We start from the raw sequence: 12,286 nt of genomic DNA, 5'->3' as shown, positions 1-12,286 counted from the left end.
GGCCTCTCCGGAGGTACTCGGGTTATACGTAACACGTAGGGTACGACATCCCGCCCCCTCCGCCACGCCTCGTCCGCCCCTCCCGCCCCCTCCTCCACGCCCCTCCGGTCCGCGCGGGCGCGCCGGCCGCTCGCGGCGCAAGGTGGGAAGGGTCCGGCCGGCTTCACAGGTCCCCTCGGGAACGATCCCCGCCGGTTTTACGTCTACAGTTATGTAGACCATCCTGGTTCGCATCGGCGCGAACGCCACCACCCGTGCGTCCGCGCCCCGTCAGGGAAGGGGTGTCCCGCGATGTCCGCAGCACCGCACACCGTGCCCGCGCGTCCGGCCGGTGGTCCCGGGGTGCCGTCGTGAAGCGCTCGGACACCGCCGACCTCGCCGGATCGACCGCCGTGGGCAGCCTCGTCGCCTTCGTCCTGCTCACCCTGGTCGTGACCGGCCGGGACGGCGGCACGCTCTTCGGCGACGAGGGGCTCGTCACCTGGTCGGCCGCCCATCGTCCGGCCGTCGCCCTGGCCCTGGCCCGCGCGGTCACATACACCGGGACGGGCGTGGTGCCCTACGCGCTGGTCGTGCTCGCCGGTGTGGTGGCGGGACGGACGGCGCGGGAGCGCGTCGTGCGCGCCCTCTGCTGTGTCGGCTGCCTCACCGCCGCCCAGGCCGTGCGGTACACCGTGATGACCCTCGTCTCCCGTCCCCGTCCTCCCGTCGCGGAGTGGGCCACGCACGCGACCGGCTGGTCCTTCCCCTCGGGGCACACCACCACGTCGGCCGTCAGCGGCGGCCTGCTGGTCCTCGCGCTCCTCGCGCGCGCCCCGCGCGGCGGGCGGCCCCTCGCCCTGGTCGTCGGCTGCTGGTCCGTCCTCGTCGGGCTGAGCCGGGTCTATCTGGGCGTCCACTGGTTCTCCGACGTCCTCGGCGGATGGCTGCTCAGCCTGTGCTGGCTGAGCCTCACCGTCTACGTCGTCGCCCGCTTCCTCCCGTCCGCGGGCTCCTCCATACCGGCGCTCCGTCCCCGCCCCGACGCCCCGCCGACGGAAGAGCGCCCCGGTGAACCCCACTCCCGACGTACGATCCCCCCTCAGTCGCCTCCGTAGCCACCTCGGCTGGGCCGTCTGCGCGGCTTACCTCGGGGCCGCGACCGTGTCCGCGCCGGGCCTGTGGCTGCGCCGCCCGCACGTCCTTCTCGACGGCGGTGTCCCCGGGACCGTCCTGCGGGCGCCGCACCTCCTGCTGGCCCTGGTGCTCTTCACCGCCGGCCTCCAGGTGCCGGTCCGTGAACTGCGGGCGCTGCTCACCCGGCCCACCGCGCTGCTGACCGGCCTGGCCCTCCATCTGCTCGCGCCCCTGCTGATCATCCCGGGCCTGGCCTTCGCCCTGCACCGCACCCCGGACAGCGACGGGGGCAGCGGACTGATCGCGGCGATGATCCTGGTCGTCTCGATGCCCGTGGCGGCCGGCGCCACCGTGTGGACGGGCAGGGGCGGCGGCGACCAGCCGACCGCCGTGGGCCTCGTGCTGGCGTCGACGCTCGTCGGACCGCTCACGATCCCGCTCACGATGACGGTCCTGTGCCCGTTGCTGCGCGGCGGCTACGGGGAGGCGCTGTCGGAGGCCGCCCGGACCGCCGGGAACGACTTCGCGCTGACCGGAGTGCTGCTCCCGTGCGGTGCGGGCATCCTCGTTCGGCTCTCCGTGCCCGCCCGCCCGCTGCGCGCGCTGCTCTCCGCCGCGCCCCCCGCCGCCCTGCTGGGCTCGTTGCTCCTGACGTACATCAACGCGAGCGGTGCCCTGGGTTCCTTCCTCACCCGTCCGGAGCCGGTGCTGACGGCGGCCGCGCTGGCCGTCGCCGCCCTCGTGTGCGGGCTGTCGTTCGGTCTCGGCCGGATCGCCGCCAGGATGCTGCGCCTGGACCCGTCCACCGGGGCCTCGGTGACGCTGGCGTGCGGGATGAACAACAGCAGCGCGAGCGCGGTCCTCGTCTCCACGGCCCTGCCCGACCGGCCCCATGTCCTGCTGCCCGTGCTGGCCTACAGCCTGCTGCAGAAGGTGGCCGCGGGCCGCGTCGTGCGGGCCGGAGCCGACGACCGCGCCCGCGCATGACATCGTTGGCGGTGATCCGGGACCGGCTCTCCGCCGGCCCCCTGACAAGCGCTGTCCTCACAGGAGTTGAGTGCCATGTCCGAGCTGCCGAAGCCGACCGGAGCGCCGGCCCATCAGAACGTGACCTTCCCCAGCGCCGGAGCCACCGCGCACGGCTATCTGGCGCTGCCGCCGTCCGGCCGGGGGCCCGGTGTGATCGTCATCCAGGAGTGGTGGGGCCTGACCGACCACATCGCGCAGGTCGCCGACCGGCTGGCCGCCGAGGGCTTCGTGGCCCTCGCACCCGACCTGTACGGCGGCAACGTCGCCCATGACAGCGCCGAGGCCTTCCGGATGATGCAGGAACTGCCCGTCGCGCGAGGCGTCGAACTGCTCTCCGGCGCGGTCGACCATCTGCTCGGCCTGTCCGAGGTCACCTCGGACACGGTCGGCGCGGTCGGCTTCTGCATGGGCGGCGGCTTCGTCCTGTACCTGGCGGCAGCCGATCCGCGGGTCAGCGCGGCGGTCCCGTTCTACGGCGTGATCCAGGGTGAGATGCCCGACTTCTCGGGCCTCAAGGCGGAGATCCTCGGCCACTACGGCGAGCTCGACACCAGCATCCCCCAGAAGAGCCTGGAGCAGCTGGGCGAGGCGGTCCAGCGGCAGTCCGGGATCACCCCGGACCTGCGCCTCTACCCCGCCGACCACGCCTTCTTCAACGACGGCCGCCCGGAGACGTACGACGCCGACTCGGCCGGGCGCGCCTGGGAGAGCACGGTCCCCTTCCTGCACGCGCGGCTGGGCTGAGCCCTCCGGCCACGACGGCTCCGGCCCGGGAGACCCGGACCGGGGCCGGCCGGTGCCGGCCGGTGCCGGTCACTGTGCCGGTGAGGGTCCGCCGCCCGGCACGACGGCGGACCGCCCGTCCCGCTCCGTCCGTCTCACTCCCCCGCCCGGTGGACCGCGTCCAATCGGGCCGTCTCGCCGTCGGTGAGCCGGAGCGCGCCCGCGGCGACGTTCTCGGCGAGGTGGTCCGGGTCGCCGGTGCCGGGGATGGCCAGCACGTGCGGCCCCTGCCGCAGCGTCCACGCCAGCCGGACCTGGGCGGGAGTGGCACCGTGGGCCTGTGCGACGGCGAGCACCGCGCTCTCCGTCCCGCCCTTCCCCGCGGCTCCGCCGCCGGGTCCCCGCGCGCCGCCCTTGCCTGCGATGGCGAAGAAGGGCACGAACGCGATGCCCGACTCCCCGCAGATCCGGATCAGTTCGTCGGTCCCCGGCGCCGTGGAACCGAGACCGTACCGGTTCTGGACGCACACCACAGGTGCGATGGCTTGTGCCTCCGCCAGCTGACGGGGGTCGACGTCGGAGACACCGAGGTGCCGGATCAGGCCCGCGTCACGCAGTTCGGCGAGCGCGCCGAAGTGTTCCGCGATCGAGTCCTGGCCCATGCGCCGCAGATTCACCACGTCGAGGTGGTCGCGCCCGAGCTGCCGCAGGTTCTCCTCCACGTGGGACCGGAGTTGGTCGGGCCGGGCCGCCGCGCCCCACTCCCCCGCGTAGTCGCGGTACGGGCCCACCTTGGTGACGATGACGAGATCGTCGGGGTACGGGGCCAGCGCGCTGTTGATCAGCTCGTTCGCGGACCGCAGCGACGAGAAGTAGAAGGCTGCGGTGTCGATGTGGTTGACGCCGAGTTCGATCGCGCGCCGCAGCACGGCGATCGAGCGGTCGCGGTCGCTCGGGGTCCCCAGATGGAAGGCCGCGCTTCCGGTGAGACGCATCGCACCGAACCCGATGCGGTGGACGTCGAGGTCCCCCAGTCTCCAGACACCCGACGCCGCCGCGCTGATCATCTCCGAGGTCATCGTGGCAGTTTGGCACACGGTCCTACGGACACCCGCCCGCGGCCCCGAGAGGCGGACCGGCCGCCGAACCCGGCCCGGGAACCCGGTCCGGGGCCGCTCGACGCCCGTGCCCGGCCCGACTCCCCACGCCGGGAAGGTCAGGCGTGGTCGTACCAGGAGAAGGCCGAGATGCGCCAGCCGTCGGGGGTGCGGACGAACTGGATGGTCTTGACCCCGCCGCCCTCGAACGGTTCGCCGTCCAGGACACCGGACTTGCGGTACTCGCCGAACCGCGAGGCGACGTCGCCCGCGATGTCGGTCCGTTCCGAGGTCTCCCACTCGCTGAACTCGGTCAGACGTCCGTCGCCCAGCAGCGTCCGGCGCGGCGCGATGAACTCCTCCACCGTGTACACGGTGAACTCCGGGCCGGTCTTGACGATCACGCCGCCGGGGAGGACCAGTCGGCGGATGCGGTCGAGGTCGGCGGTCCGGCCGCCCCGGTTGTCGAACGCGCCGAAGAACTCGGCGGTCACCACGTCGATCTCGCTCTGGGACACGGCGCGACGGTAACACGGGCCGACGCGTCTCCACAGGGTCGGCCGGAGCCCTCCGCGCGGGGCACGTACGGGGTCGGTGCGCGGGTCCGTCACGGTCGCCCGGTCTGTCCGGCCGGCGGACGGGCCGGACGGACCGAACGGACGGGACGGACCGAACGAGTCGAACACCCTGCTGGATGGGCCTGCTTGACGGACCGGTCGGCCCGGGGACGGTCCTTCCGGACCTTCCCCCGGACCGTCGGGACGGGCGAGGCGGACAGGGCTCCTTCCCGCTGGTCGCCGGGAACCGCGCCCGGCTCAGCTCAGCGGCTTCTCCAGCACCGCCTTGCGGTGGCTGAACGTCTCGATGGAATAGCGGCCGTGGTAGCTGCCCATGCCGCTCTCACCGACGCCGCCGAACGGCAGGTCGGAGACGGTCAGATGGGCGAGTGGCAGTCCGAGGCCGAGACCGCCGGACGAGGTCTCGGCGGCCAGCCGCTCCCGGGTGGTGTCCGACTCGGTGAAGGCGTACAGGGCCAGCGGCTTGTCACGGTCGTTGATGAAGTCGACGGCCTCGTCCAGTCCGGACACCGTCACGATCGGCAGGATCGGGCCGAAGATCTCCTCGCGCATGACGGGCGCCGCGGGGTCGACGTCCGCCAGGACGGTCGGGGCGAGGTACTTGGCGGCACGGTCGCCGCTGCCGCCGACGACAGTGCGGCCGGAACCGAGCAGGGAGCTCAGCCGGTCGAAGTGGCGTTCGTTGACGATGCGCCCGTACTCGGTGGACCGCCGCGGTTCGGTGCCGAAGAGTTCCTCGACGGCGCGGACGAGTTCCGGCTCCAGAGCGCGGGCGGTCTCCGGGTCGGTGAGGACGTAGTCGGGCGCGACACAGGTCTGCCCGGCGTTCAGGAACTTGCCGCGGGCGAGCCGGTCGGCGACGACGGCGAGGTCGGTGCCGCGATCGACGAACGCCGGTGACTTTCCGCCCAGTTCGAGGGCGACCGGGGTGAGGTGTTCGGCGGCGGCCCGCATCACGATCCGGCCCACCGTGCCGTTGCCGGTGTAGAAGATGTGGTCGAAGCGCTCCGCCAGCAGCGCGGTGGTCTCCTCGACGGCGCCCTCCACGACGGCCACGGCGTCGGTGTCGAGATACCGGGGCAGCAGCCGTGCGACGGCCGCCGAGGTGGCGGGGGCGAGCTCGCTGGGCTTGACGACGACGGTGTTGCCCGCGGCCAGCGCGCCGAGCATCGGCGTCAGGAGAAGCTGGACGGGGTAGTTCCAGGGCGCGATGACCAGGACCACGCCCAGCGGGTCGTAGCGCGTCCACGCGCTCGCGTCCGCGCCGAGGAACGCCGGGACCGGGGCGGTCTGCGGGCGCAGCCACTCGTCGAGGTGCTCCAGGGTGTGGTCGATCTCGCGGACGGTGAAGTCGATCTCGGTGCGGTGGGCCTCGGTGGGGCTCTTGCCGAGATCGGCGTGGAGCGCCGCGGCGAGGTCCTCGCCGTGCGCCGTGAGCATCTCGCGCAGTCCGCGCAGCTGGGCCGTGCGCCACTCGACGGGCTTGGTGCGGCCGGAGCGGAAGGTGGCACGCAGCCGGGCCACGAGATCGGCGGGCTGCTCGGGGATGGGGTGGGTCACGGTGCCCTCGCTGGTCGGAGCGGGCCGGGTGGTCCGCTTGCTGGGGTCGGCACGGCCTCTCGGCGCGCGTCGGCCTTCGTCCTCCGTCGACCCTACGGGATCGATGCAATAACCAACCTTTCAGGTTCCCAAGTACATTCCGGCTACGTGAAGAGCATCCGGGGGACCGCGCGAGCGGCTCTGTCGCCCGTCGCCTGCCGGGCCTCGACCCAACGGCGGCTCGGTCCGCCCGACGGACCCGGACGCGACGGCGGGGCGGCTCGGTCACACGCCGCCCACCGGCCTCGACGCGATGGCGAGGCGCGGAGGACCCACGACGTCCGCGACGCCCCGGGCTGCCGGCCCCGCCCGTCGCGGCACGGCGTCAGCGGGCGGAGGTCGCCGCGCCGGACCCGGCGGGACCCTTCGCGAGGGTCCGGGCCGTGCCGGTGTCCGCGGCCTGCTCGATGGCGTCGACCAGCCGGTGACGCGCCAGGGCATGTGCGAAGTCGGGCACGGTGCGGGTCCCCTCGGCCAGATCCCGCGCGAGGTGCCCGTACAGCCGTGCCACGTTGGCGGCCGGCGAGGAGACCAGATCCGTGGGCAGGTCACCCGTGTACGAGGCGGGCACCGGGAGGGGTGCGACCGCCGTGTCGGCGCCCCGGCCACCCGCCAGTGCGAGCCGCGCGACCTGCATGTTGCCCCAGTCGGCGGTCAGGACGAGATCCCCTTCGGTGCCGTTGATCTCCCAGCGGAAGTCGCCGGCCCGCGAGCTGCCGCCGCGGTAGAAGACCGAGGCGGAGGCACCGCCGGCGAGCGTGCCGATCACGGAGACCTGGTCGGCGGCCGTGACGGGGACGCTGCGACCGTCCTCGGCCACCGTCGCGCGAGTGCGGCCCACCACGAGGTTCGCGGCCACCGACTCGAACTCGCCGAGTACGTGGTGCAGGGGATCGAGGGCGTGCAGGGTGGGTGAGGTGAGGGGTGTCGCGCCGTTCGCCTTGTCGTACCAGTACGCCTGCTGATGGTTGGCGACCTCGGGGCCCCAGACCATGCCGGAACCGGAGAGGGTGGTGCCCAGCACCCGGCCGACGTATCCGTCGCGGATCAGGTCACGGGCGAAGCGGACCTCGGGGGCGTATCTCCCCTGCAGTCCCACGACGGTACGGACCCCGGCCGTCTCGGCACGAAGGGTCAGCTGTTCTGCCTCGGCCAGGCCGTTGCCCAGCGGCCATTCGCAGTAGACCATCTTGCCCGCGTCGAGGGCCGCCGAGACCAGTTCGAGGTGCTCGGTGACCTTCACCGCGACGACGACGAGATCGACGCCGGGGTGTGCGATGAGGTCCCGGTGGTCGTCGTAGCCCGCCACCCCGTACGCGGCCGCCGCGGCCATGGCCGAGCTGCGCCGGGAGGTGCTGACGGCGCGCAGTTCGAAGGCCGCCGAGGCGCCGATCGCCGGGATGTGCGAGAGGGACGCCCACCCGCTCGTGCTGCCGCCGATGACACCCACGCCTGTCGGTTCCATGATGCTGGTCCTTTCTCGATACTTTCTTTAACGTATGTTACATAATTCGGATACACGGATGCCCCTCACCGGAGAAGCGTCCGCGTGCCGGACCCGTTCAGTCCAGGCAGCTCAGCGCGACCTCGGCGGACCGCATCAGGGCGGCACGGTCGGAGTCGATCGCGCCCATGACCCGCAGCCCCTGCAGGCTCGTCACCAGGAAGGCGGCGAGGTCCTCGGCGGCGCGCCCGGACGGGATCCGGCCGCGCGACTGCCCCTCGGCGATCACGTCGAAGAGCGCGAGCTCCAGCGTCCGGGTCGTGGAGCGGAGCCGCCGGCCCACCCGTGCGTCGTCACGGGCCCGCTCCATCGCCCCGGCCACGATCAGACACGCCAGCCGGCTGCCGTCGCGGGCGATCTCGTCCACCGCGCCCACGAACACCTCGCGAATCACCTCGCGGGGGTCGCCGCCGGAGCGGAGCAGTTCGGTCAGCGGTACCGCGTAGCTCCGGCGATAGAGGTCGAGGGCGGCCAGATACAGACCCTCCTTGCTGCCGAAGGCTGCGTAGAGCGAGCCGCTCCCGAGCCCCGTCGCCTCGGACAGGTCCCGCATCGAGGTGCCCTCGTATCCGGTGCGCCGAAACGCCTCCATCGCGGACGCCACCACGGCGTCCGTGTCGAACTCTCGGGTACGTGCCATGGGAGCACCGTACACGCTTCTGGAACGAACGCCAAAGAATCGGTCGGTCGGTCAGCGTCGGTTCCGGCGCCGTCGACGGACCGGAGCTTCACCGTGTCCGCCCGCCCTCTCATCCGCCCCGCCCCGCCGGAGGTGCGTCCGGAGCCGCCCGGGGCCGACTCACCCCTGCCGCGACGCGCTGTCGCGCAACTGCTGGATGCCCAGGTCGAGGGCCGCCTCCAGATGGGTCGTCCGTCCGGTCGAGAGCAGCACCACGACACCGCCCTGGATCCCCGCCAGCAGCGCGGCCGCCGAGCGGTCCGCGTCCACGCCGGGGCCGATCTCCCCCTGGCGTTGCATCGCCCGGACGCCGTCCGCGATCTCGCCCTGCCACTTCCCCAGCAGTTCGGCGACGACCGCCTGGGCACCCGGGGTGCTGCGTCCCAGCTGCGACATCAGCATGTTGAGCGGGCACGTCTGCCCCTGCCCGCGATACCGGGCCACCACGGTGTCGCGCCAGGCCTGCCAGGCGCCCCACGACGTGAGGTCCCCCAGTTCGGGCCGCTGGTCGGCCAGCACCTGGTCGGCCTCGAAGCGCGCCACCGCGAGCAGCAGTTCTTCCTTGCCGCCGGGGAAATAGTGGAACAGCTGGCTCTTGCTGGTACCGGTCCGGGCGCGCACGTCGTCCAGGGTCGTGACGGCGACGCCCCGCTCCCGCATCTCGGCGGCCGCACCCTCGATGATCCGTCCACGCGTGGCCGTCCCCTTGGCGGTGAGCTTCACGTCCACTCCCTCTTGTCCGGACCCCGAATCAGACGCCGGTGGTCCGGAGCCGCGCGCATCCGCCGTCCGGGGCGGCCGATCCTGAACTCGCCAGCCCCCTTCTACCGTGCCATGTCGTCTACCGTGCCACGTCCGCGCACCCCCACGATCGCCGGCCGTCCTCCCGTCAACCGCCGCCGAGCGCTGCCCGGTTCCGTTCGAGGTGGGCACGCTCCGCCGGGCTGGTGGACAGCGCGGCGGCCGCCTCGTACGCCCGTACGGCCTCGGCGGTCCGGCCGAGGCGGCGCAGTAGATCGGCTCGTACGGCGTGGAAGGCGGGATAGCCGCGGAGGCCGAGCACGTCGACCAGGGCGAGCGCCGGTCCGGGGCCTTCCGTCTCGGCGACGGCGACGGCCCGGTTGAGGGCGACCACGGGGCTCGGGGCGAGTTCCGTCAGCTGGTCGTAGAGCCGGAGGATCTGGCTCCAGTCGGTGTCGGCCGCGGTCGGGGCGTCGCTGTGGACGGCGTTGACGGCGGCCTGGATCTGGTACGGGCCGGGCCGGCCGCGGCGCAGACAGCGGCGTACCAGGTCCTGCCCCTCCGCGATCAGGTCACGGTCCCACCGGGAGCGGTCCTGGTCCGGGAGCGGGATCAGCGTGCCGTCCGGTGCGGTGCGGGCGGGCCGGCGGGACTCGACGAGGAGCATCAGCGCGAGCAGCCCGAGGGTCTCGGGCTCGTCCGGCATCAGCCCGGCCAGCAGCCGGCCCAGGCGGACGGCCTCGGCGCAGAGGTCCTCCCGCCCCGCGTATCCCTCGTTGAAGACGAGGTAGACGACGGCCAGCACACCCCTGACCCGGTCCGGGAGGTCCGCGTCGCGCGGGATGCGGTAGGGGATGCGGGCGTCGCGGATCTTGGCCTTGGCGCGGACGATCCGCTGGGCCATGGTCGGCTCGGGGACCAGGAAGGCGCGGGCGATCTGTGCGGTGGTCAGACCGCCGAGGAGCCGCAGCGTGAGGGCGACCTGGGCCGGGACGGCGAGTGCCGGGTGACAGCAGGTGAAGATCAGCCGGAGCCGGTCGTCGCGCACGGGGCCCTCCTCGTCCGGTCCCTCCCGCGCGTGGAGCCGCTCGGCCTCGGCGTGGCGGGACTCGCGGGTAGATTCGCGGCGCAGCCGGTCGATCGCGCGGTTGCGGGCGGTGGTGATGATCCAGCCGGCCGGGCTCGGCGGGGTGCCGGAGCGCGGCCAGGTCCGCAGGGCGGTGGTGAAGGCGTCCTGGACCGCTTCCTCGGCGAGGTCGATGTCGCCCAGGAAGCGGACGAGGACGGCGACCGCGCGACCGTATTCGGCGCGGAAGACCCCCTCGACGTCCAGGGGCATCAGGCCTCGCCCATGAAGGGCCGCACCTCGATGGGGAGCGTCGTCGCCAGGGTCGCCCTGCGGCCCCACTCGAGGGCCGCGTCCAGGTCGGGCGCCTTGATCAGGCAGATCCCGCCCAGGTACTCCTTGCTCTCGGCGTAGGGGCCGTCCGTGATCAGTACGTCCCCGGCCTCGGCCCGGACCACCGTGGCCGACTCGGGCCCGTGCAGTCCCCCGGCGAAGACCCAGGCCCCGGCCTCCCGCAGGTCCGCGTGGAGGACGTCGAGACGACGCGTGATCTCCTCCAGCACCTCGGGCGCGGGCGGCTCTCCCTGCGGCTGCATCACGCTCAGCAGGTAGTACTTCATGGTGTGCTCCTCGGGTGGCTCTCGCTCCGGATGGTCTTCACTGACTACACGAACGGGAGAGCCCGGGATCGACACACGCCACGACGACCGAGGGAGATTCTTTCGATGACCGCCCCATCGCACCCGCTCGTCTCCCGGGCCGGACGGCTGGCGTCCGAGGTGCTCGCGCCGCGCGCGGAGCGCGTCGACCGGGAGGGCGTCCCGGCGAGTTCCATCGAAGCGGTCAAGCGGTCGGGACTGCTCGGGGTGAGCGCCCCGGTCGCCTACGGCGGATCCGCCGCGCCCGCCGCGGTCGTCCGCGAGACCGCGGAGATCCTGGCCGGGGCCTGCTGCTCGACCTGGTTCGTCCAGGCCCAGCACCACACCCCGGTCCTGACCCTGGCCCGGTCGGATTCCCCGCTGCGGGAGCGGCTGTTGGGTCCGCTGGCGCGCGGAGAACTGCTGTCCGGCGTCGCCTACGCCCAGTTGCGCGCCCATCCACGCGTCCCGGTACGGGTCACCCGCGAGCGGGGCGGCTGGCGCTTCGACGGAAGGGTGCCTTGGTACACCGGCTGGGGGCTCAACGACATGATGCTGCTGGCGGGGATCACGGACGCCGGGGAGGCGCTGTTCGCGTTCACCGAGGCGCGCGAACAGCCCGGTCTGCGGCCCTCGCCGCCGATGCGGCTCGCCGCGCTGACGGCCGCCCGGACGGTCTCCCTGGACCTGGACGGACTGTGGCTGCCCGACGACTCGGTGGCCCTGCGGACGCCCTACGAGATCTGGGCGGCGGGCGACCGCCCCAAGAACACCAACGCCTCACCCGCGGTCTTCGGCGTCGCGGCCGCGGCCCTCGACCTGCTGGACACGGATCCGCCCGCGACGGAGACCGCGCGGGCCCTGCGCGCCCGTCTCGACGAGGTGCGGAGGCAGGCGTACGCCCTGGCCGATCATCCCGTGCCGGGCGAGCGGATCGACGAGCGGCTGGCGGCCAAGACACAGGCCTACGACGTGATGCGGGCGGCCACGACCGCGGCGGTCGTGGCCGGGGGCGGCCGTGCCATGGATCTGCACAGCCCCGCGCAGCGACTGGCCCGGGAGGGAATGTTCCTGCTCGTCCAGGGCCAGACGGCGACGGTCCGCACGGCACACCTCGGGGCGCTGGGTGCGACGGGGTCGGCGGCGTGATGGATCGGCCGGGTGGCGGGTTCGGCCCGGTGAGAGGGGCGGCCCGGTGACGGGGTGACCCTGTGCCCACGGGCCGACCAGCAGTACGGGACCGACCGACGTACCGGGTCGGACCGGCGCACGTGTTCGGGCCGCCCCGCCCGAACCGACCGACGCACTCGGCCGGACCGGGGACGGGTCGGACCGACAGCCCGGGTCCGGCCTGGTGCCGTGGGCGCGCGGGGTCCGGGCGGGCGCCGCACCCCGGCCCGCCGTCACGCCCTGGCCACCGGATCGACGGATCCATGGATACCCGGCTCCATGCATCCCCCCGCTTCGTGGGTGCCCGGCCCCGCGGAGTCCGTCGGAACACTCAGGCATCACGCCG

At 73.4% G+C, this 12,286-nt stretch carries 12 protein-coding genes; 4 read left to right on the top strand and 8 right to left on the bottom strand.

The window, feature by feature from the left end; genetic code table 11:
* Positions 1-350 precede the first annotated feature (350 nt).
* From OG776_RS37510 to OG776_RS37500, 3 genes are all read left to right on the top strand, one after another.
* Complete coding sequence (locus OG776_RS37510; RefSeq protein WP_329323317.1) at positions 351-1,097, top strand: phosphatase PAP2 family protein; 747 nt, start codon at positions 351-353, stop codon at positions 1,095-1,097.
* Positions 1,051-2,103 (top strand): bile acid:sodium symporter, encoded by a 1,053-nt coding sequence (locus tag OG776_RS37505; RefSeq protein WP_329323316.1) that lies wholly within the window; start codon positions 1,051-1,053, stop codon positions 2,101-2,103. The genes OG776_RS37510 and OG776_RS37505 overlap by 47 nt, the downstream gene beginning before the upstream one ends.
* Before the next feature lie 75 nt (positions 2,104-2,178).
* A complete protein-coding gene (locus OG776_RS37500) occupies positions 2,179-2,889 on the top strand; it encodes a dienelactone hydrolase family protein (protein ID WP_148008374.1) in 711 nt (236 codons plus the stop codon).
* A gap of 134 nt (positions 2,890-3,023) precedes the next feature.
* Here the strand turns inward: OG776_RS37500 and OG776_RS37495 are convergent, their stop codons facing one another.
* The 8 genes from OG776_RS37495 to OG776_RS37460 all read right to left on the bottom strand — a co-directional run bounded on the left by OG776_RS37495 (position 3,024) and on the right by OG776_RS37460 (position 10,752).
* Positions 3,024-3,947 (bottom strand): oxidoreductase, encoded by a 924-nt coding sequence (locus OG776_RS37495; RefSeq protein ID WP_148008373.1) that lies wholly within the window; start codon positions 3,945-3,947, stop codon positions 3,024-3,026.
* 137 nt (positions 3,948-4,084) lie between these two features.
* Positions 4,085-4,483: a DUF4440 domain-containing protein gene (locus tag OG776_RS37490; RefSeq protein ID WP_148008372.1), complete on the bottom strand. Its 399-nt coding sequence runs from the start codon at positions 4,481-4,483 to the stop codon at positions 4,085-4,087.
* A gap of 297 nt (positions 4,484-4,780) precedes the next feature.
* Positions 4,781-6,103: an aldehyde dehydrogenase family protein gene (locus OG776_RS37485; RefSeq protein WP_148008371.1), complete on the bottom strand. Its 1,323-nt coding sequence runs from the start codon at positions 6,101-6,103 to the stop codon at positions 4,781-4,783.
* Between the two features lie 364 nt (positions 6,104-6,467).
* A complete protein-coding gene (locus tag OG776_RS37480) occupies positions 6,468-7,607 on the bottom strand; it encodes a Gfo/Idh/MocA family protein (RefSeq protein ID WP_148008370.1) in 1,140 nt (379 codons plus the stop codon).
* A 97-nt stretch (positions 7,608-7,704) separates the two neighbouring features.
* Positions 7,705-8,286: a TetR/AcrR family transcriptional regulator gene (locus OG776_RS37475; RefSeq protein WP_148008369.1), complete on the bottom strand. Its 582-nt coding sequence runs from the start codon at positions 8,284-8,286 to the stop codon at positions 7,705-7,707.
* Positions 8,287-8,445: 159 nt separating this feature from the next.
* Positions 8,446-9,054, bottom strand: a complete 609-nt coding sequence (locus tag OG776_RS37470) for a TetR/AcrR family transcriptional regulator (protein WP_148008368.1) — start codon at positions 9,052-9,054, stop codon at positions 8,446-8,448.
* Between the two features lie 160 nt (positions 9,055-9,214).
* On the bottom strand, positions 9,215-10,405 hold the full coding sequence (locus OG776_RS37465; RefSeq protein ID WP_148008367.1) for an RNA polymerase sigma factor: 1,191 nt from the start codon (positions 10,403-10,405) through the stop codon (positions 9,215-9,217).
* Entirely contained in the window at positions 10,405-10,752 is a 348-nt protein-coding gene (locus OG776_RS37460; RefSeq protein WP_148008366.1) for a YciI family protein, read from the bottom strand. The genes OG776_RS37465 and OG776_RS37460 overlap by 1 nt, the downstream gene beginning before the upstream one ends.
* Before the next feature lie 105 nt (positions 10,753-10,857).
* Here OG776_RS37460 and OG776_RS37455 point away from each other — a divergent pair, with 105 nt between their 5' ends.
* On the top strand, positions 10,858-11,919 hold the full coding sequence (locus OG776_RS37455; RefSeq protein WP_148008365.1) for an acyl-CoA dehydrogenase family protein: 1,062 nt from the start codon (positions 10,858-10,860) through the stop codon (positions 11,917-11,919).
* The last annotated feature ends 367 nt before the right edge of the window (positions 11,920-12,286 follow it).

The sequence above is a fragment of the Streptomyces sp. NBC_01689 genome (genome assembly GCF_036250675.1).
In the GTDB taxonomy this organism is placed as follows: Bacteria; Actinomycetota; Actinomycetes; order Streptomycetales; family Streptomycetaceae; genus Streptomyces.
The sequence above is the reverse complement of the archived record's forward strand: the minus strand, read 5'-3'. Positions and strand labels throughout refer to the sequence as shown.